Below are 21,820 nucleotides of genomic sequence, written 5' to 3' on the forward strand. Positions count from 1 at the left end.
TAGAATTAATTGCGAGTAAAGATACGTTTTAAATATTAATCAAAAAGCATAATTAACGTATAGTTAGTTAAAATTTAATCTCTAACGTTGTATAAAAGTTTCTGTTAGCCGATGGAATAATTCCTGGACCAGGATATCCTGTAGCGCGTCTTGTAAAATACGCGTTATCTAAAAGGTTATTTACTCCGGCTTCTAACTTAAACTGCTTGTACTTGTAAGAAAACGATACATCTAAAACATCATATGCGGGAATCTCTCCTGTAACACCACTTAAGTTTCCTTCTGTCGAGTTTGTAGCATCTGTAAATTGAGACGATAAATATGTGTATTGTATGTTAGATAAAAAGTCTTTATATCCTAAACGAATCCCTGTTTTAAAATTATAGTTAGGTATAAATTCTACCTTATTACCTTCTACTCCGTTTTCATCAGATTTAGTATACTCAGAGTCTACAAAAGACATATTAACATAATAGTTAAAAATATAGTCTTCATTGTTAAGTAATAGATTTTCTAAATTAAATTCGACTAAACTCTCCACACCATACATCATAGCATCACCTACATTACCTCTTTCGCTCTTAACACTTCCATCAGCAAAACCACGTTGTATAAACCCAATACGGTCGTTATAAAATAAACTAAACGCACTAACATCATAAGATATTTTGTTAGACACACGCCCTCTTACTCCGGCATCTACAGTAAAACCACTTTCGTCATCAATATCAGGACTAATTACAAATGCAGGATTGGTAATACTAATATCTGTAAATGTTACTGATCTGTAGTTTTGAGACACGTTTCCGTATAACTCAAAAGATGTGCTTGGCTTATAACTTGCACCTAAACCTAATAGCACAAAAGAACGTTCTCTTGTTAAGTCATCCTCAATTTTTTCATTTAAAATAACATTTCCAGCAGCATCTGTATTTATACGTCTAAAATAACCATCACTTTGTGTGTTAATATATTCAAATCTAAAACCAGGAGTTATAGATACCTCATGATTTAAATACACTATGTTTTCTCCAAAAATGGCAACGTTTAAATTGGGGTAAGTAAAATCCGATTGGTTAGAATAGTTAGGAAAGGTATCATACTGAAAATCAAAATTTGGATCAATACCATCACTTCCTGGACCTTGTTCTGCTGTGTTCTCTGACTTATAAAACTTAGCCCCCAAAAGACCAATTGCTTTTTTATTAAACAAATTATAGTTAGTCAAAACTCTAGTTTCAAAACCAAAATTATCAAACTGTCCCTTAATTAAATCTCTAACACCGTTATCATCTGCTTGATCCACACGGTTAGTTCTAAACCCTAAAGCATCTCTAGACGCATTTAATCCAAAGGCATTAAATGTAAAGTTTGTGTTTTCAGAAAATTTATGAGACAATTTTAAATTATACAATAACCAATCTACCTGAAACCAGTTACGTGCTCTGTTACTTTGGTATGGATCTTCCTTAAAAGCAGCATCCGATAAACCACCACCTTGCTTAGCTAAATACCTTAAGTACGTCACCTCTCCTTCTAGCTTTGTTTTATCATTAAACTGATACCCTAAATGCGCATAAAAATTTTTAGACTCGAAATTAGAGTTATCTCTAAATCCATCGCCTTTTTTATAGTTAAAAAACGTGTAATAACTAAATTTGCCTTTAGTACCACTAGCGCTAGTAAAGTTGGTGTACAACCCATTACTTCCAATGGTATTTCTAGTAATTAGCTCTAAAGGTTTTTCTTTATTTGGCGTTTTCATTTTAAAATTAACCAAACCACCAAATTGTGTTCCGTACTGTAACGATGCGGCACCTCTAACTATTTGTATTTCTTGTAACGCCTCTGCTGTTGGTGTGTAGTAACTCTCTGGATACCCTAAAACATCTGCACTAATATCGTACCCATTTTGACGCGTATTAAAGTTAGCTGTTCTGTTTGGATCTAATCCACGACCTCCAATATTTAATTGTAAACCAGCATCATCATTTTGGTAAATGTTTAATCCAGCTACTTGACTATATAATTGTCTAGCATTATTTGCCCCAAGGTTAGCCATAGACTGATCTATTAAAACAACCTCCGTTTTTTTACCTGCGTAAATAGCTGTTTCTTCCACATCATTCAGTTGTTTTAAACTAAACAGTTTTGCCTTTCTTAATGTAATTTCGACCTCAGACAACGTTGTTTCTGCTAAAGGCGCTAATTTTATTTTTAAACTTTTAGCATTGGTAGACAGTACTGTTTGTTCAAACACTTGATATTCGTAATCAAAAAAGGTTAACTCTAAAGTCTCCTTTTCTGTTTCAAAAGTAAAAAAACCGTTAGCATCAGACTTAGTTAATAAGCCAGATGTTTTATCGTACACCCCAACATCTTCCAGCGCACTGCCCTGAAGATTAGTAATCGTTCCAGAAATTTGCTGTTGTGCTAACATGCTAAAAGCAGATAACATCAATAATAGTAATAGATTATAGTCCTTTAATTTCATCTGTAAATGGTAAAATCCAGTGTTTATGTTTAAACGATTCTTTTTCTTGGTACAAATTTACGCTTTCATCAATAAATAATTGACTTAATCGACCATTTAAAGCCACATAACTTTTAGTATACACTTGCACACCTTTATGTCCTTGCTTTGTAAAATGGTCTCCTAAATAATGTGCATATTCTAATATAAAATCAGGTTGAAAACTCATTTGTTTTTCCTGTAATGGGGTTAAAAAGTCTGCGTTATTTACTAAAAACATATGTCCTTCTTCATCCTTAATCTTAAACGTTGTGTTTCCCATTTTCTCCATCAACATCACACGCCATGATAAGCGGTAGCCTTCTTCTGTCCAAAACAACTCCCCTGGATATAATAGATATCTAAACGGTAATACTAATTGAAGCACAAAAAACACACCTAGTATTGGTAGTATTACTTTACTAAACCTTACTTTATAAGTGGATTTGTAGTTTATGGGTTTCGCTTTCGCGGAAATAAAGCCGGTTAGCGACTTGAATTTGTTTATAATTTTATGATGAAACGGGGCATCAAAGAAGATTAATGCACTTACAATCATAACAAACGGAAACATACCGATAGGAAACAAAATACGGGTAAACACATGAAAGAAAATAACCATTATAAAGGCTACAAATCGTGTGCGTTTGTACAGTAAGAAAAACGGAATTAGTAAATCATATAACATTCCGGACCAGCTCATAGCATAATGAAACCAATCTTGTTGCATAATAGTCTCGCCAATAAGTGGCAAATCGTATTTAGAGCGTAACCATATTTTTAAAGGTTGTGCTTTTAATAACCAATCACTATTTATTTTTGCCAATCCTGCATAAAAGTAAACAATACCTAGTAGTAGTTTAATACCATCAATAGTCCATTTAGGGATGGTATTATAACTTACTTTAGAGCGATAAGTATCTATAGAAAAGTATTTGTTAGCTGGTAAAAAAATCATTAAAAAGCTAAGAATGCTTATAAAATAATAATGATTTAAATAGGTGGTTTTATCCATTAACTCTATATAAGTAAAGCTAATAAAAAAGGTAATTATGGCTAGTCTGTATTTAAAACCTATAGCTACAAATAATGCAGACACACCACAAATTAAAAATAATAAATAAGTGTAATTACCTAAGGTATTAACCCATTCAAAACCGTAATATTTAAAATGAAATTTTGGTTGGATATATACCGTTTCAATCCATCCTTTTAACCAATAACGGATCATACCATAACACATCATTATTCCAAATCCAATCCTGAACACAGCTAAAGGTGCTGCATCCGTAGTTTTGTTAAGATATGTTTTTAAGCTAAAATCCATAATACAAAAAAAAGGTTGACTCTTTTAAATCAACCTTTAATAAATTAGTGTTATTTAATATTAATCTCCGTCTGCATCTACGTAATCCACACTTACATTAAACGCTTGTAACATGTCTACTTTAAAAGACACAACTACTAGTTGTAACGCATCGTAAGCTTCAGTCATTTTTGTATTGTCAGTTTCTACTTGCGTTTTTAAATCCGCATTTAAAACTTGTATTTTTTGTCTAGCATCATCAATTCTTGTATTAATTAATGTTGCTAAATCTGTTCTGTCTAAAGCTACTAGGTATTTATAAAAACCTTCTCCTGTTGCAGACGCATTTGTTGCCTGACCATTAAAGATATTCTGAACATTATCTAGCGCAATAATTGCTAAATCTCTAGAGATGGTTCCGTTATAAATAGCTTCTGCTTTATCCGCTAAAGGGCCTGAAGAAAATACACCTGCAGGGATACCAAATTTATTAGCACGTAACCCTTTTTCAAAATAGAAAATATAGTCATTAATAAACTTATTTACGGCACTTGACACAGTGTTTTCTGTACTGTTAACAAATACATCTCTATAATTACCAGTCCAATCAGATAACACGGTTTGTGTTAAACTATTCATTTGTGCAATTAAATCTGTTAAGTATGTTTTGTAATTTGCATCCGCATACTTAATTAAGATATCTGCATCTGTAGCAGCTATACCATGTAACATATAATCTACCGCAGGAAAACCTACTGCATCATTATTTCCAACCGCTGACAAATCATAAGTACCATTAGCAATATTTGCTTCAATATCTTCAGTTGTTGTTGGATACACATTCATTTGAAAACCGTAAAGCATAACTTCGGCTTGACCGATATTAAAAGGCTCCACTAATTGCCAATCTTTATAAGCACTAACAAAAGCAGCTCTTAAATTATCTAAACTAGTCTGATCTGGTGCAGCTGTAAAAGAAGTACCAACAGTAGTCAAGGTTTCTAAACTTGATTTTAAGTCTTGAAGTCTTGGAATAATTATATTATCTGCTAAATTGGTTTGCATTGCAACCCTATTATAGTCATCAGAGTTACTTGTACCACTACCTGTATCATCAGATTCTGTACAAGCCACTACGACTAACATTAATGTAAAAATGTAAACTAACTTTTTCATAATTATCAATTTTCTTTTCAATGTGCAAAAATAACAATAGAAGACGTTTAATGCACAACGTCTTCTATTTAAATATATGTTAATTATTAACTTCCTGCTTGAGCTGTTGTAAAGTCAAACTCTGCAGAAATTGTATCAGAAATAGCATCTAATGTTGCTGGTGTAACATCCCAGAAACCATTTCCTGTCATTAACTGACTTGTAAGTGCTTCTACTTCTGTTTTTGTTAAGTAAGGTTGTGTTGTACCTGGCTTTCTTGTAAACTGTAAGCTATAGATAAACCCATAAGCTTCTGATAAAGCATGAAAAGCTGATGCCATATCTGTACCTAAATTAGCTTTACCTTGTTGTAAGTAGTAGATACCTCTTACTGCAATTACTTCAGAAATTTTAGCTTTAATAATTTCAGCTTGTGCATCACGTACGTCATAGTTTTTAGCAACAATTGCAGCACGACCTAATTTAAATGCGTTGTAAATATCCATTGCAATTCCAGAAAAATCTGAATCTCCGTCTACTTTAGCAACATACTCGCTTAAAAACTTATCTGCTTCGTATACTGGTACAGCTGGGTTGTCTTCGTTACCATATAAATAACCATAAGCTTCATCCCACTTGTGTTCCATTGTTGTATAACTATTTGTACCATCTAAAACATCAGCATCGTTATTTGCAACATTATCTCCTGCATCTAAAACTGCTGTACTTAAATAGTTGTTTAAAATTTGATCTACCATTAAAGCGCCAATTAAACTTTTAGCAAATGCTTGGTTATACTCTAAACCTTTTGCGTTAACGTAACGGATAGATCCACCACCTGCTTGTTGTATTTGACCTGCTACACCTGATGTTGCAGTTGTTGCCCAATTTGGAAATACATCATTTACCTGAGATTGGATATAACCATCCATTGTTGATTTGATTGTATTTGCATCTGTTGTATTAGCTGCAAAATAATCTGTTGATGCTGCTACTTTACTTCTAACGCTTTTATCTGAAGCATTAAGATCTGAATCAGTAAAATCGTTAGCATCAGCTACATGTGCAAACATATTATCTAAAACTAATTCTGTATTATTAGTATTAACTAAACCAGACACAATTTCTTGAGCCATTTGTATACGTGTTGTTTGTCCTCCAAAACTAACAGTACTTGCTGCGTCTCTTTCAAATACATAAGTATCTGGAGCTGTAACGCTATCTACTATTACTGTACTTCCACCATCATCATCACTTGAGCAAGAGGTTAAAGCTAATGTGGCTAATGCTGCTAATCCGAATGCAAATTTTTTCATGTTTTGTATTTTTGTTCTTATTGTTATTTAGACTAATTACAAATAGGTTTGTAATTTTGATGCAAATTTAAAAACCAAAACTAATTTACGCAAGTTTATTTAGACTAAATTTAAATAAAAAACACAAAAGTTACTTAACACATTGACTGACTACAAGTTAAGTAACGTTAAAATTCTTTCAATTTAATTGAAAGAAACAATAAAAGAAAAATTAATGGTAAGCTTTGAAGATCTTAGAGGCTTCATTATAAGCACTTTCAAAAGACATTGCATTTAAATTATTAACCTTTTTAGCTGTTAAATAAGATAATACTTTCTCTGTTGGCATATTACCTGTAAGATCGTCTTTTGCCATAGGACACCCTCCAAAACCTTGGATTGCACCATCAAAACGTTTACAACCTGCCAAATATGCTGCATCTACTTTTTCAAACCACGTATCTGGTGTTGTATGCAGGTGTGCTCCAAACTCGATGTCTTTGTAATGGGGTATTAAATTAGAAAATAAATACTTTATATTTTCTGGATTAGAAGTCCCAACGGTATCACTTAAAGATAAGATTTTAACACCCATTTTGCTTAAACGCTCAGTCCACTCTCCAACAATATCAACATTCCAAGGATCCCCGTAAGGATTACCAAAGCCCATAGATATATAGACAACAACCTCTTTATTAGCTGCATCTGCTTGGTTTAAAATATCTTGAAGTAATACTATAGACTGTGCTATAGTTTTATGCGTATTACGCATTTGAAAATTTTCTGAGATAGAAAATGGATAGCCTAAATAGTCAATTTCGGGATGTTTACAAGCTTCTGCTGCGCCACGAGAATTTGCTACAATAGATAATAATTTACTAGTAGTTTGACTTAAATCCAATTTTGACAAAACCTCTGCTGTATCCACCATTTGCGGAATAGCTTTAGGCGATACAAAGCTACCAAAGTCAATAGTATCAAACCCCACACGAAGTATAGATTGGATATATTGTATTTTTTGTGCTGTAGGTATAAACTGTTTAATGCCTTGCATGGCATCTCTTGGACATTCTATAACTTTAACCTGGTTTGACATTTGTGATTTAAATTCTTGTATAAAAGTAGGTTATTTTTCTGAAAGGAATATAAAAATAGCAATCCCAATAAAGACTACAATCTGTAACCACTTTAAAACCAACCCAATATTTTTACTTTGTTTTAAATAATCAGAAATAAAACCGGCTAAAATTGCGATTAATGCAAATACAATAAATGAAGTCGCCATAAAAATCAATCCCAAAACATAAAACTGTGTCACCGTGCTTATGGTATCACTATATAAATAAGCTGGGAAAAAAGCCAGAAAGAAAATAGAGACTTTAGGATTTAAAACATTCATGATCACCCCTTGCTTATATAATTGTCCTAAGCTTTTTTTAGGGACAGCCGCACTACCTAATGAGACTTTAGCATCGCTTTTATAGACTTTATAAGCTAAATATAATAAGTACAAAGCACCTAAAGCTTTGATTGCAAAAAACAAAGTATCACTTTCTTTAATTATTGCCGACACACCAAACGCAACTAACGTGGTATGCAATAAACAACCAGAAATTAAACCACAAACCGTGGCTAATCCATATTTACGACCGTTAGTAATACTTTGCATTAATACGTAAATATTATCTGGACCTGGAGAAAAGGACAAGGCTACAGTAGCAAATATAAAAGACAGAATAAGGTTATAATCCAAAAGAATAGCTTAAATTTATTGAGCAATAAATATATATTTAAAATATGAAAAAGTCCATCTTTCTTTTAATTTTAAGTTTTGTTTTAAACGCAACCGCACAAGATTCTTGTATAAATAGCGGTATAAATGCTTCAATTTATGATGTAACGTTTGAAAGTAATTGGAATGAGATTGACCACTCATCAATACCCACTAATGCACATTGGTCTAATTTACTGCTAGTAAACCATAATACGCCAAACCAGTTTTTAGAAATTGGACAACTTGCTACAGCGGGCATTAAGGATGTTGCTGAATTAGGGGATAATACAGCCTTTTCTAATGAGGTCCAAACAGCTATAAACAATGGAGATGCGCAACAACTATACACAAATGCATTTAGTCCAAATAATGCAACTAGCACTGTTACTTTTGAAATAACAGTTTGTAACCCTTATAATTATTTGACTGTAGTTTCCATGATTGCACCAAGTCCAGATTGGTTTATTGCAGTTAATAGTTTTGACATTACAGATATCCCTTTAAACAGTATAGATATTCCTATTGTCATAGATGTTTTTGCTTACGATGCAGGAACAGATGATGGTATAAATTACGACTCGTCTGATAGCCCAAATACACCTACAGATATTTCTATGATTAATGGTTACCCTTTTAATGGTATTAAGATTGGAACTTTAACTATTGAATATAAGTTGACCTTACTAAGTTTAGAAGACAAAAAAATAAACAATGAAGTTAAACTCTTTCCAAATCCATCCGACGGAAACATTTTTATATCAGGTGATACTCTATCAGAAATAGATACGGTAACCGTCTATGATATACTAGGTAGTGAAGTAAAATCTATTAAAATAAATACTGTCGAAAATAGTATAACATTGAATCTTTCCGATTTAAACAAAGGAATATATCTAGTTCAAATAAACACTAAAGATGGACATTCTAAAACTCAAAAGTTAATCTTGCAATAGCGCTTTATTTATCTTTTTTATTAAGCTTGGTCCTTCATAAATAAACCCTGTGTAAATCTGTACCAAATCAGCACCTGCATGTATCTTGTCTAAAGCATCTTGTGCCGAGTGGATACCTCCTACTCCAATAATAGGAAATGCTTTATTGCTTTTATCCGCTAGATACTTGATAACCTTTGTTGATTTTTCTTTAACCGGTTGTCCACTTACACCTCCATTACCTATTTCTGCTAAACGTTCTGCGGAAGCTTTTAAATTAGAACGATCTACAGACGTATTACTTGCAATCACACCATCCAAATTAGTCTCGGCAATTAGCTCAATAATTTCGTCTAATTGTATGTCATTTAAATCTGGAGCTATTTTAAGTAAGATGGGCTTCTGTTTAGCAAAAGTCTTATTAGCCTTTTGAACAGTACCAATTAATTCTAACAAATAATCCTTATCATTTAACTTAGCATGACTCCCCACATTTGGGCAACTTACATTAAGTACAAAATAATCTACGTAGGGATGTAAACCGTTAAAACACTCTAGATAATCTTTGGTATAATCTTCAGGTTTAGTCTGTGTGTTTTTTCCAATATTACCACCGATAATAAGTTTTCCTTTATTTTTTTTAAGCTGAACGATAGCTTGTTCTAAACCTTCGTTATTAAAGCCCATTCTATTAATAATCCCTTGGTCGTCTTTTAATCTAAAGAGACGTTTTTTAGGATTACCCGCTTGGCCTTTTGGAGTCACAGTACCTATTTCAATAAAACCGAAACCAAAGTTTGCTAATTCGTTATACAACACCGCATTTTTATCAAAACCGGCTGCTAATCCTACTGGATTTTTAAAGGTTAAACCGAAAAGCTTACGTTCTAGCTTAGGGTCTTCAATAGTATATAAACGTCTATATAACGATGCCATACCAGGAATCTTAGACGTCACTTTTACTAATGAAAACGTGAAATGATGAATCTTTTCAGGATCGAAACTAAAAAAGAAAGGTCTTAAAAGGGATTTGTACATTGTAATAGGTTTGCACAAAAGTAATTCTAATTAAAAAATTGAGCAATTCAAAAGCTAAAAAACTTAATAATCGTAACTTTGACGTACGGTTAAATAATTTAATTTAGCTTAACCTTTCAAAGGAATACAAAACGTATAAAATCACAACAAAATGATTTCAAAAGAAGATATAATTAAAAGATTTGTAGGTTACGTAACTGTGGATACTGAGTCTGATCCAGCAAGTGACACTACACCAAGTACTGCTAAACAATGGGATTTAGCCAATGCGTTAGTAGAAGAGCTAAAAGCTATTGGTCTAGAAGAGGTCACTATAGATAAGCATGCTTATATAATGGCAACTTTACCTAGTAATGTTGCTCATGACGTACCAACTATTGGGTTTATTTCGCATTTTGATACGACTCCTGATTTTACAGGTGCTAATGTTAAACCTCAAATTATTGATAAGTACGATGGTGAAGACATTATTTTAAACAAAGAAGAAAATATTGTGTTGTCTCCAGATTATTTTGAAGACTTACTATTATACAAAGGTCAAACATTAATTACTACAGACGGAACAACACTTTTAGGTGCAGATGACAAGGCTGGAATTACAGAGATTATTTCGGCAATGGAATATCTTGTGGCTAATCCACAAATCAAACACGGAAAAATTAGAGTTGGTTTTACACCTGATGAAGAAATTGGTCGTGGTGCACATAAATTTGATGTTGAAAAATTTGGTGCAGATTGGGCTTACACAATGGATGGTAGTCAAATTGGAGAATTAGAATACGAAAACTTTAATGCTGCAGGAGCGGTTGTAAAAGTAAAAGGAAAAATTGTGCACCCTGGTTATGCTAAAGGAAAAATGGTCAACTCCATGTACATCGCTACAGAGTTTATCAACTCGTTACCAAGATTAGAAACACCGGAACATACGGAAGGTTACCAAGGTTTTTTCCACCTGTACTCTATATCTGGAGAAGTTGAAGAAACAGTATTAGAATACATAATTAGAGATCACGATTTAGGTCATTTTGAAGCTAGAAAAGAAATGATGCAAAAGCTAACTGATGAGCTTAATGCACAATATGAAAGAGAAGTAGTAACTATCGAGATTAAGGATCAATATTTTAATATGAAAGAAAAAGTGGAACCTGTAATGCACATTGTTGATATTGCAGAAGAAGCTATGAAGCAATTAAATATCAAACCGCTTATCAAAGCAATTCGTGGTGGTACAGATGGATCACAATTAAGCTATATGGGCTTACCTTGTCCAAACATCTTTGCTGGAGGACATAATTTTCATGGTCGTTATGAGTATGTTCCTGTTGAAAGTATGATTAAAGCAACGGAAGTAATTTGTAAGATTTGTGAAATTACAGCAGAGAAAAACAAATAATAATGAAAAAACTATTAGTATTATCGGCTTTGGTTATAAGCTGTATTGCTTGCAAAAAAGAGACAAAACAGACTAATCCTGTAACAACAGAAACAAGTACTACATCAGAAAAATTAGCAACTATTACAAAGGTTGCAGAATTTACTGGTCAACAAGTTACAGGTGTTTCTGTAAGTCAAGCGGGACGTGTATTTGTTAATTTTCCTAGATGGAGACCGACAGTAAAACATTCGGTTACAGAAGTGGTGAATGGCGAATCTATTCCTTTTCCAAATGAAAATTGGAATAGCTGGACTCCTGACACCCCTTTAACAGATACTACTTTTGTTGCAGTGCAATCTGTTGTTGTTTCTCAAAACGAATTATTTGTAGTAGATACTAGAAACCCGTTTTTTAAAGGTGTTTTATCTAATCCAAAATTATTTGTTTTCAATTTAGAAAATGATAGTCTAACACAAACGTACACGTTACCAAACGATGTGTTTTTTAAAGATTCATATATCAATGATGTCCGTATCGATCGTAAAAATAAGGTTGCTTACTTTACAGATTCGGGACACGCAGGTTTATTAATTTTGAATTTAAAAAACGGAACATTTAAACGTGTATTAACGGATCATTTTTCTACAATTGCCGAAACGGATCATTTAACTATAAATGGTAAACAATGGGTAAACACCGTACATTCTGACGGTATTGCTTTAAACCAAATAGATGATACATTGTATTTTCATGCATTAACCGGATATACGTTATACGCAGTGTCAACAGCTGTTTTAATTAATGGTACGACGGAAGATATAGAAGCTGCTGTAGAAGTTGTAGATAGAACTGCTGCACCTGACGGAATGATTTTTGACCAATTTGGTAATCTTTACTATGCCGATTTAGAAAACAATGCCATTTTAAAAAGAGATTTAAACGGTAAAACAACAACTATAGCCAAAGGTGATATGGTACGTTGGGCTGATACTTTTAGTATTTATAATGGTGATTTGTACTATACCAATTCACGTATTAACGACATTACGGGACCTATTCCAACCATGACATTTCAGGTTAATAAATTAGCCATAACAGAGTAATTACTTATTTAAGACTATCATTATCAAAACGGATACCACACAAAACAATACCATTGAAGGTTTAGAGGAAGATTATCTTTATGTGCACCCCTCGCAAATACTTGAAGCTGGCAGTGGTTTATTTACGGTTATAGACATATACAAGCATGAGATTATTTCGCTTTTTAAAGGCGAAATAATTGATGCGCTTGAAGCAGACAAAAGAGCAAAACAAAACCACGACCGTTATTTTATTAATTTATTAGATGGAAGCATAATGGATAGCATGCATACCGACTGTTTTGCTAAATATGCAAATGACACTAAAGGGACCTCGAATAGTCCTTTTAAAAACAATGCCAAAATTGGATTAGATGATGATGGCAATGTTTGTATAATAGCAACTAAACGTATAAAATCTGGATCCGAAATTTTTTGTGGTTATGGTAAACCCTATTGGAAAAAGCACCAATGATTTACAGCCATTAAAAATAATTGAAATAAACATCTGCAATTGATTTCCCGTAAGGACAAAAAAAATTAAATTTGCAATTCGAAGTAACTAATCATATTATAATTTTGCCCTTTGGAAAATAAAAAAGCAATTACGCTAATAGACCGTATTCTGAAAAACCTAGATGCTACAGGTATTACTTCAGATACATTGATTGATGACATTAAAGAATTAAGAACTTACGCTATAGAGAAAGAAGTGCCTCTTGCTGTAAAAGTACTTCGTTATACTTACGAGCATATTGAAGAGAATGATTCTTTTTTAATAGCTATACCAGAAGATTCTCCTCTTGAAGAAGATACTGATACTGAGGAAGACACTGAAGAAACAGAAGAAGCTGAAGTTGAAACTGTAGAAATAGATCAAATTGAAAGTCTTAAATATGTGATTTCGCTTATCAGAAACCTTGATAACAGCATGAACATATTAGATTTAAAATATTTCAAAAAAGTATTAACTGAAAACTAGGCCTAAGCTCTAGTTTTTTTTTAGCCTTTACTTTCTATCTCTAAACAGATAGATAAAACTGTGTGTTTTTACTAGCTTTACGCTACTATTATATTCAGATTAGACTATTACGTTAATACATCAAACATAAGCTAGCGTGCGTTGATAAAACCATGCTTACAATAAAAAAAGCCAAAACAGATTTGTTTTGGCTTTTTCTATTTAAAATAAATACGCTTCTGCTTCTAATAAAAATTAAAAGATGTAATGTATCACACCACTTTTATAATTCAGCTAAACAAAACTCAAAAGCAAACTCTAAATTTAATGCATAAAAAAAGCCTTCTTAAATAAGAAGGCTTTTACTGTTTCTGTGGGGAGAGCAGGATTCGAACCTGCGAAGACGTAGTCAGCAGATTTACAGTCTGCCCTCGTTGGCCGCTTGAGTATCTCCCCTAAGCTGGCACAAATATATTTAAGTTTTACGTTTAAACAAACAAAAATCTACTGTTTTTATCACATGTTTTTTGTTTGATTGATTATTAAGTGGTTACAGCACTTTTATTTTCTAATTTATTTCATTCACCCTAATAATAGTAGTAAAATACACCTGAATTCTGACTCCTAACTGTGCTAAAACCAACTAAAAAAGCTAGCAAAGTATACTATTTGTAAAAACACATCAAAATCAATAAAGATAACCCGAACTAAAATGATAAAAATTGAATTAATATTGGTAAGCTACAAATTAGTTAGACTATACTTTTAAGACCTCCTCTACTTAAATACAACACTATGTAGTCAATTATATAAATGAAGCATAGAAAAAGGGGTTAAAACAAGCGATAGGCTTAAAAAAACAGCCTTTATTATAATTAAAATAGAAGGACTACAGCATCATAAGTCCAAAATTCACTAAACATAAAAAGGCGACCAAATGGTCGCCTTTTAAATATATTTTAAAGTAATGTTTACTTTTTTAACTCTGCAGCTGGTTTGTTTAACGCTGCGCTCATTTCCATAGAAATGGCAGAACGATCAAACTTAAGCTTTCCAGACATAGTTTCTATAACACAACTATTGTCTTTATCGTTAAGCTCTGCAACTTTACCGTGCATACCGCTTTTAGTAATTACTTTATCACCACGTTTTAATTCCGCAGCAAATGCTTTTTCTTTTTTAGCACGTTTCATCTGTGGTGCAATCATTAAGAAATACACAACAGCAATCATTGCTACTATTGGTAAAATTCCGCTAAGACTCTCCATTATTGAATAACCGGTCCTAAGTTAGTATTTGCACCTTTTGAAGCTGCATTAGGATCTGGAGTAATAAATGCTGTAATTTTTACAGATTCTTTACCTGTAGAAGTGTTAGCAGTAATGTTAATTACTTTAGATGTTTTGTTAGCTCCTTTACCGTTAAATTTAACTGTAAATTTATCAGACTCTCCAACTGCTAATGGTTGTCTTGACCAATCTTGAGGTACTGTACATCCACAAGTACTTTTAATATCTGTAATTACTAAAGGTGCTTCTCCAGTATTAGTATAAGAAAACACTGTTTCTTGAGGAGTACCTGATACAATCTGACCAAAGTCATGCTCTTTTTTATCAAAAGTAATTACTGGTAATTTGTTAGATTTAGCGTCTCTTTCTGCTGCTGCTGTAACATTGCTTGGGTCAATTTTAGCTGCTGCATTTTGCTTACATGATGTTAAGCTGATTAAGCATACTGCACTTAATAGAATCAATACTTTTTTCATAATACTTATTTTAAATTTGTTCAAGTCTAAATGTTTAGACTTCCGTTAGATAATATTTGGTCTGTCAAAAATAATAATATTTTTTTACTACATCAATCCTCGACCAATTTTATTTAGTTTTCCGTCCTCTTGGTACTCTTTTAATATTTTATCTAAAATACCATTGATAAAAATACTACTTTTTGGTGTAGAGTACTCTTTAGAAATCTCTAAATATTCGTTAATTGTGACTTTAGTTGGTATAGATGGAAACTCTTTAAGCTCGCAAATGGCCATTTTTAATAATACCATATCCAAACTTGCAATACGTTCTGTATCCCAATTTTTAGTTTTATCAGAAATCTCTTGACCAATTTTAGTTTGATTTAACAATGTTTTTTTAAACAAGTTAATCGCGTATTGTTTGTCTTCGATATCCTTATATAATTGCGGCGTTAAAAAACGCTCGTCAGAAGACTCCTTGATTTTACGTAACAATTTTAATATTGAAGTATTAACCGTTGGTAAATCATCTAACCACGTTAAATTTTTATCTTCGATATAATCGTATAGTTTTTCGTTTGGAGCAATAATATCCTTAAACACATCTACAATAAAATCTCTGTCTTCTTTAAAAGTAGAGGTTTTAGTTTGCATGTATTCCTTATACAAGTCACTAGCAATAATTGCTTTATAAATAACGTCTACATACTCGTTATCTAATTGCCAATTATTAATATTGTTATTCGCGAAAGCTATTTTTAAAGCCTCGTTATTAGCAATAAGCTGTAATACTTGATTGTTTATAAATTTTTTGTTGGGATTTTTTTCTTCTGGAGTTGCTAAATGCTTCTTTTGAATGGTCTCTAATTGGGTTTTAGATTTTTTATTAACCTCTATCATTAATGACAAAATCATTAAATAAAGGCTATACATGTTATCTATACTGTATAATAAAAATTTTTGATCTTTTGAAAAATCATCACTTTCTGTACCATTAAATGCGTACAATACTTGCATTACTTTAACACGGATATGTCTTCTACTTAGCATATTTACAAAGAACTTTAGATTTCAATTAGTTTGAAATACTTTTTTATATTAATTAAAAAGGGCGAAAGTTTTCACTTCCGCCCTGCAAAAATAGTCTATTTTAGTAATATCTATTGCTGATTTTCTTTTTTTCTAGCTTCAATTCTACCTAAAGCTATATCTAAGGCTGCTTGATGTGTTGTAACATCATTAGTTTCAGCGTTATTCAAGATTTCCAACGTCGTATTATAAATATTTTCTGTCTTTCTCATTATTTCTTGTTTACCGTAGTTTTCTAACTCAGCATAAACATTAATAATTCCTCCAGCATTAATTAAAAAGTCTGGTGCGTAAACAATTCCTTTTTCTTGTAATATACGACCATGCTTAATCTCGTCTGCTAATTGGTTGTTTGCTGCTCCAGCAATAACTTTAGCTCTGATTGAGTTAATTGTGTTATCGTTAATTGTTGCGCCTAATGCACAAGGTGCGTAGATATCTACATCCTCTACATATACATTACTTCCTTTATAAATTGAAGCCCCGTACTTTTTGCTTATTGCAGCAAGACGCTCTTCGTTAATATCATCAATAATTACTTTAGCACCATCGTTTGTTAAATGCTCTACTAAAGACTCACCAACATGTCCAATCCCTTGTACAATTACAGTTTTATCTTCTAAAACATCTGTTCCAAACTTATATTTAGCAGCAGCTTTCATTCCCATAAATACACCGTATGCTGTAATTGGAGATGGGTTTCCTGCACCACCTTTGTCTTCAGATATTCCAGTAACATAAGGTGTTACTTCTCTAACTAAATCCATATCTGCAGTTTCCATTCCTACATCTTCTGCAGTAATGTATCTTCCGCTTAAGCTATGCACAAACTCTCCAAAACGCTTCATTAATTCTGGCGTTTTTTGTGTTTTGGCATCACCTATAATAACAGCTTTTCCACCACCTAGGTTTAAACCTGTAATAGCTGACTTAAAAGTCATCCCTCTAGATAAACGTAATACATCATTAAGTGCTTCCCACTCATTAGCATATTGCCACATTCTAGTACCTCCTAATGCAGGTCCTAAAACTGTGTTATGTATTCCAATTATTGCTTTTAATCCTGTATCTTTGTCGTTGCAAAAAACGACTTGTTCGTGATTATCGAAAGATAATTGTCCAAAAACAGGATCTGCTTTTGATAGTTGATTGGTATTGATTAATTCTGAAACCATTTAGTAAACATTTAATTTAATACATAGATATTACATTATTTGTAAAATCAATGCGCGAAATTAGCTTATAATTAATATTAAAACAATAATTAGCATGTTAAAATGTGAAATTGTTAAAAACTTTCTAAAACTACGTTGTCATTTAAATGAAAGAACTACAACATCTTAACAAGTATTTTTACAAATATAAAACACAAATAATAATTGGTGTTTTAATTACTATAGTTTCTAAATTATTTACTGTTTTTGTTCCAAAATTTATTGGTTCAATTATAGATGTAGTCAACGATCAACTACAAAACCCTGAAACTAGTGAAGTCACGTATAAAGCCAAATTACTAAAATACATCTTGTTTTTAGTAGGCTCTGCTGTCTTATCTGGTATACTTACCTTCTGGATGCGTCAAACAATTATTAACGTGTCACGATATATTGAGTTTGATTTAAAAAACGAAATCTATCAACAATATCAAAAACTGTCTCTTAACTTTTATAAGAAAAACAGAACGGGAGATTTAATGAACCGTATTAGCGAGGATGTTGGAAAAGTACGCATGTACGCAGGTCCTGCCATTATGTATAGTATAAACACCTTAACTTTATTTATAGTTGCGCTTGTTTTTATGTTTAAACAAGCCCCTTTATTAACCTTATATACTATTATTCCTTTACCTATTTTGTCTATAATAATTTACAAAATAAGCTCAGAAATACACAAGCGTAGTACCGTTGTACAACAGTATTTATCTAAATTATCAACGTTTTCTCAAGAAACGTTTAGTGGAATTTCTGTTATAAAAGCCTACGGAATAGAGCCCCAGACATCTGCTAACTTTAATGAGTTATCAGAAACTAGCAAAGAAAAGCAACTTAATCTAGTCAAAATACAAGCTTTATTTTTTCCAATGATGATTTTACTAATTGGATTAAGTAATGTATTAGTTATATATATTGGTGGAAAACAGTACATGAATGGCGAGATTAGCTTGGGGACCATCTCTGAGTTTATAATGTACGTCAACTTACTAACATGGCCAGTAGCCACTGTAGGTTGGGTAACCTCAATAGTGCAGGAAGCAGAAGCTTCTCAAAAACGTATTAATGAGTTTTTAAAGACAGAACCCGAAATACAAAATAACACACCAACAGCGTCTAACATAAAAGGTGATATTGAGTTTAAACATGTATCCTTTACTTATGACGATACTAATATACAAGCCTTAAAAGATGTTAGCTTTAAAGTTAACTCTGGAGAAACGCTAGCTATTATTGGTAAAACCGGTTCTGGAAAATCTACTATTTTAGATTTAGTTGGACGTCTATATGATGTTAATAAAGGCGAAATTTTAATTGACAATACACCAATCCAAGATTTAAATTTATACAGCCTGCGTGATGCCACAGGTTATGTGCCACAAGACGCCTTTTTGTTTAGTGACAGTATTAATAATAACATCAAGTTTGGAAAAGAAAACGCAACAGATGAGGAGGTTATTGAAGCTGCAAAACTAGCACAAGTACATAAAAACATAGTCAAGTTTAAAAAACAATACAACACTGTTTTAGGAGAACGTGGTATTACTTTATCAGGAGGACAAAAACAACGCGTTTCCATAGCTAGAGCAATCATCAAGAAACCTGAAATCATGCTATTTGACGACTGTTTATCAGCTGTTGATACAGAAACTGAAGAGAAAATTTTAACTAATCTAAAAACGATTACTAAAGACAAAACAACCATAATTGTTAGTCACAGGATTTCTTCTGCTAAAAATGCAGATCAAATAATTGTTTTAGACGATGGACAGATAGTACAATCCGGAACACATAATCAGCTTATTACCGTAGATGGTTATTATAAAGAGTTGTATTTAAAAACAACTAAGTAAAAATATTTGTATTAAAATGTTGTGACATTCAACTTTTTTCTTGATTTTTGAGAGAGAATTAACTAACAACACAAAACTAGTATTATGCATAATAACGAGATGATGGAGAAGGAAGAGATTTTTTCGAAAGTTTTAAGAGCCGGAAGACGAACTTACTTTTTTGATGTAAGAGCGACAAAAGCAGACGATTACTATTTGACGATTACTGAAAGTAAAAAGTTTACAAATGACGACGGATCATTTCATTATAAAAAACATAAGATCTATTTATACAAAGAAGATTTTAACGAGTTTAATGAAATCTTAAAGGAAATGACAGATTATATCATCAACGAAAAAGGAGATGAAGTTATAAGCGAACGTCACCAAAAAGATTTTAAAAGAGAATACGATACACCAAAACCAGAAGCAACTACAGAAGCCATTCCTGTTACTGAAACTACTGAAAACACAACAGGTGCAGAAAGTAGATTTACAGATGTAGATTTTGATGATATCTAATCCATACTAAAAGCATAAAAAAAACCTTTTCTAATTACAGAAAAGGCTTTTTTTATGCTTTATTATAAACCAAGAATAATAGTAAGCTTGATATTAAACCAACAAGTCCCGAAACTAACCCAAAGCTACTAATTGTAATACAAAACAATAAAAGCATCCAAAAGGGCACTAATGTCAAACAGACCGCAAACCTAAAGGTTGACTCAAATTCTTCTTCTTTAATTTTAGGTTTTAGCACTTTTTTCCAGACAAGTATTGGTAAGCACAATATTGCATACACCACTGGCTTTAAAACGCCTTTAAAAACACCTGTTTTTAAAGGCTGACTGCTACACTCTTCAAAATTAGAAGCAATGCAACGGTTGACCGTTTTAGGATCGGTAAAATCAACTTGACGTTCCGTTAATTTTTGTAACACGATATCATACTTTTCTTCAGGAATCTGAGTCGTCAACTTGGACATTGCATCAAACACATCCGCCTTTATTTGTTTAGTAGCCTCTATTGTATTTAATTGATTGTAATCCGAAGACACTATAGGTTGCCCAAAAACAAGAGTTACACAACTTCCCATTTGTTTAGCTTCTTGATAATTAAACCCTACTGGAATTAAATTAACTGCGGTATTAGGGTGCTTTTCTCTTAACTCTAGTACAATCCTAGTAAATCCTTTACTAAGCGGTCTAACACGTCTAACCAAACTATGACTCCCTTCCGGAAAAACAGTTATAGCCTGATTGTCATGCAATAACCCTACACTAGTACTAAATACTGATTTGTTTTTAGCAATAGTACTCCATCCATCACGGACACGATATACTGGAAGCATATTAAGACTTTGCAATAGTTTACTAACCAGAGATTTTTTAAAAACAGCTGCTCGCGTTAAATAATAACAAAACCGTCCAGACTTAGTAGCGATCAACAAGGCATCTAATAGTGCATTTTGGTGATTACCCAAAAATAATACGGGCTGGTCTTTGGGTATTGTTTCTTTTCCTATTAAACTGATGTTTTTATAATAAAAAAACAATCCAATTTGGATATACAACCTAACACTATGCAACCACAATTTTTTCAAAAATTTATATTTTTTCATTTGATCTCGTCCAAAACGACGCTAGTATTAACCCAGAAATAATATGCCAAATTCCCCAAAAGGCAACCAAAACTGCCATTCCGCCTAAGCCATCAAAAAAAGTAAAGACCAATAACAATCCAAGCCCTGAGTTTTGAATTCCGGTTTCGATACTTAACGTTTTTTGATTTTTAAATGACAACCTAAAAGCTTTCGCTACCAAAAAGCCCAATAATAAAGCCACAATATTATGACTTATTCCGATCGCTAATACGTGATGTATAAAATCAGTAAATACTGTTATATTTTTTGAAAATGCAATAACTATGATGCTAATAAAAATGAAGATAGATACTGGCTTCAAAACTTTAGACAACTGATTAGACCATTTTGGTCGATAGTAATTTAATAACATCCCTCCTATTAACGGAAGCCCTAAAATTAATGCCATAATTTTAAATATAGCCATAGGCTGCAAGGTTACCGACTTTAATATCGTAGCTGTCGGCGCATATAAATTACCAAACAACTGAAAATTAAAGGGCGTAAATACCAACGCTAATACAGACGCAAAAGCGGTTAGACTAATGGACAGCGCGGTATTACCCTTAGACAAGTGGGTTATAAAATTACTAATATTACCACCAGGACATGCTGCCACCATAAACATACCTAACGCAATACTAGGTTCTGGCTGTATTAAAATGACTAATAAAAAGGTGACTAAAGGTAATAATACAAACTGAGACAGTAAACCTACAAGAATGGGTTTAGGCTGCTTGATTAATTGTTTAAAATCTTGAATATTTATACCTAAAGCTACACCAAACATGACAATAGCTAAGGCAATATTTAAAATAAAAAGACCATTAGAATCAAAGTTGATTTGCGCGTGATCGACCTCTACCATA

Annotated in this window: 20 protein-coding genes and 1 tRNA gene; 7 read left to right on the forward strand and 14 right to left on the reverse strand. The window is 32.5% G+C overall.

Features of this window, described 5'->3' with window-relative positions:
* Positions 1-67: 67 nt before the first annotated feature.
* From ACZ2G2_RS00720 to ACZ2G2_RS00745, 6 genes are all read right to left on the reverse strand, one after another.
* The gene (locus ACZ2G2_RS00720; protein WP_470393428.1) at positions 68-2,494 is read right to left on the reverse strand and encodes a TonB-dependent receptor domain-containing protein; all 2,427 of its coding nucleotides are present in this window, start codon (positions 2,492-2,494) and stop codon (positions 68-70) included.
* A complete protein-coding gene (locus ACZ2G2_RS00725; RefSeq protein ID WP_470393429.1) occupies positions 2,475-3,839 on the reverse strand; it encodes an HTTM domain-containing protein in 1,365 nt (454 codons plus the stop codon). Before ACZ2G2_RS00725 ends, ACZ2G2_RS00720 begins: the two co-directional genes overlap by 20 nt.
* 60 nt (positions 3,840-3,899) lie before the next feature.
* A complete protein-coding gene (locus ACZ2G2_RS00730) occupies positions 3,900-4,994 on the reverse strand; it encodes an imelysin family protein (protein ID WP_470393431.1) in 1,095 nt (364 codons plus the stop codon).
* An 86-nt stretch (positions 4,995-5,080) separates the two neighbouring features.
* Complete coding sequence (locus tag ACZ2G2_RS00735; RefSeq protein ID WP_470393432.1) at positions 5,081-6,289, reverse strand: DUF4856 domain-containing protein; 1,209 nt, start codon at positions 6,287-6,289, stop codon at positions 5,081-5,083.
* A gap of 211 nt (positions 6,290-6,500) precedes the next feature.
* On the reverse strand, positions 6,501-7,364 hold the full coding sequence (locus ACZ2G2_RS00740) for a hydroxymethylglutaryl-CoA lyase (RefSeq protein ID WP_090839406.1): 864 nt from the start codon (positions 7,362-7,364) through the stop codon (positions 6,501-6,503).
* Positions 7,365-7,394: 30 nt separating this feature from the next.
* Positions 7,395-8,021, reverse strand: coding sequence for a LysE family translocator (locus ACZ2G2_RS00745; protein WP_470393435.1), 627 nt, complete (start codon positions 8,019-8,021; stop codon positions 7,395-7,397).
* Between the two features lie 44 nt (positions 8,022-8,065).
* Between ACZ2G2_RS00745 and ACZ2G2_RS00750 the strand changes: the two genes are divergently transcribed.
* The gene (locus ACZ2G2_RS00750; RefSeq protein WP_470393437.1) at positions 8,066-8,995 is read left to right on the forward strand and encodes a T9SS type A sorting domain-containing protein; all 930 of its coding nucleotides are present in this window, start codon (positions 8,066-8,068) and stop codon (positions 8,993-8,995) included.
* On the opposite strand, the gene ACZ2G2_RS00755 is transcribed toward ACZ2G2_RS00750, so the two are convergent.
* Positions 8,981-10,012, reverse strand: coding sequence for a quinone-dependent dihydroorotate dehydrogenase (locus ACZ2G2_RS00755; RefSeq protein ID WP_470393439.1), 1,032 nt, complete (start codon positions 10,010-10,012; stop codon positions 8,981-8,983). The two genes, ACZ2G2_RS00750 and ACZ2G2_RS00755, sit on opposite strands and share 15 nt — an antisense overlap.
* 151 nt (positions 10,013-10,163) lie before the next feature.
* On the opposite strand from ACZ2G2_RS00755, the gene pepT reads away from it, so the two are divergent.
* The 4 genes from pepT to ACZ2G2_RS00775 all read left to right on the forward strand — a co-directional run bounded on the left by pepT (position 10,164) and on the right by ACZ2G2_RS00775 (position 13,451).
* Entirely contained in the window at positions 10,164-11,405 is a 1,242-nt protein-coding gene (gene pepT, locus ACZ2G2_RS00760; protein WP_090839400.1) for a peptidase T, read from the forward strand.
* A gap of 2 nt (positions 11,406-11,407) precedes the next feature.
* The gene (locus tag ACZ2G2_RS00765) at positions 11,408-12,490 is read left to right on the forward strand and encodes an L-dopachrome tautomerase-related protein (protein WP_470393441.1); all 1,083 of its coding nucleotides are present in this window, start codon (positions 11,408-11,410) and stop codon (positions 12,488-12,490) included.
* A gap of 82 nt (positions 12,491-12,572) precedes the next feature.
* Positions 12,573-12,944, forward strand: a complete 372-nt coding sequence (locus tag ACZ2G2_RS00770; protein ID WP_470393442.1) for an SET domain-containing protein-lysine N-methyltransferase — start codon at positions 12,573-12,575, stop codon at positions 12,942-12,944.
* Positions 12,945-13,055: 111 nt separating this feature from the next.
* The gene (locus ACZ2G2_RS00775) at positions 13,056-13,451 is read left to right on the forward strand and encodes a hypothetical protein (RefSeq protein ID WP_090839395.1); all 396 of its coding nucleotides are present in this window, start codon (positions 13,056-13,058) and stop codon (positions 13,449-13,451) included.
* 353 nt (positions 13,452-13,804) lie between these two features.
* Here the strand turns inward: ACZ2G2_RS00775 and ACZ2G2_RS00780 are convergent.
* The 5 genes from ACZ2G2_RS00780 to ACZ2G2_RS00800 form a co-directional block, all read right to left on the reverse strand.
* A tRNA-Tyr gene (locus tag ACZ2G2_RS00780) sits at positions 13,805-13,886 on the reverse strand.
* A gap of 515 nt (positions 13,887-14,401) precedes the next feature.
* Positions 14,402-14,698: a preprotein translocase subunit YajC gene (gene yajC, locus ACZ2G2_RS00785; RefSeq protein WP_281847476.1), complete on the reverse strand. Its 297-nt coding sequence runs from the start codon at positions 14,696-14,698 to the stop codon at positions 14,402-14,404.
* Positions 14,698-15,195: a DUF1573 domain-containing protein gene (locus ACZ2G2_RS00790; RefSeq protein ID WP_090839390.1), complete on the reverse strand. Its 498-nt coding sequence runs from the start codon at positions 15,193-15,195 to the stop codon at positions 14,698-14,700. Before ACZ2G2_RS00790 ends, yajC begins: the two co-directional genes overlap by 1 nt.
* 87 nt (positions 15,196-15,282) lie before the next feature.
* The gene (gene nusB / locus ACZ2G2_RS00795) at positions 15,283-16,227 is read right to left on the reverse strand and encodes a transcription antitermination factor NusB (RefSeq protein WP_232782582.1); all 945 of its coding nucleotides are present in this window, start codon (positions 16,225-16,227) and stop codon (positions 15,283-15,285) included.
* Positions 16,228-16,337: 110 nt separating this feature from the next.
* Positions 16,338-17,441 (reverse strand): Glu/Leu/Phe/Val family dehydrogenase, encoded by a 1,104-nt coding sequence (locus ACZ2G2_RS00800; protein WP_470393445.1) that lies wholly within the window; start codon positions 17,439-17,441, stop codon positions 16,338-16,340.
* Positions 17,442-17,587: 146 nt separating this feature from the next.
* Here ACZ2G2_RS00800 and ACZ2G2_RS00805 point away from each other — a divergent pair, with 146 nt between their 5' ends.
* Together ACZ2G2_RS00805 and ACZ2G2_RS00810 are read left to right on the forward strand one after the other, a co-directional pair.
* Positions 17,588-19,330, forward strand: coding sequence for an ABC transporter ATP-binding protein (locus ACZ2G2_RS00805; protein WP_101202938.1), 1,743 nt, complete (start codon positions 17,588-17,590; stop codon positions 19,328-19,330).
* An 84-nt stretch (positions 19,331-19,414) separates the two neighbouring features.
* Entirely contained in the window at positions 19,415-19,831 is a 417-nt protein-coding gene (locus ACZ2G2_RS00810) for a PUR family DNA/RNA-binding protein (protein ID WP_101202939.1), read from the forward strand.
* A 52-nt stretch (positions 19,832-19,883) separates the two neighbouring features.
* Here the strand turns inward: ACZ2G2_RS00810 and ACZ2G2_RS00815 are convergent, their stop codons facing one another.
* Positions 19,884-20,912 (reverse strand): 1-acyl-sn-glycerol-3-phosphate acyltransferase, encoded by a 1,029-nt coding sequence (locus ACZ2G2_RS00815; protein ID WP_470393447.1) that lies wholly within the window; start codon positions 20,910-20,912, stop codon positions 19,884-19,886.
* Positions 20,913-20,916: 4 nt separating this feature from the next.
* A complete protein-coding gene (locus ACZ2G2_RS00820; protein ID WP_470393448.1) occupies positions 20,917-21,819 on the reverse strand; it encodes a bile acid:sodium symporter family protein in 903 nt (300 codons plus the stop codon).
* Position 21,820 lies beyond the last annotated feature (1 nt).

It is taken from the genome of Olleya sp. KKT75 (genome assembly GCF_055635485.1).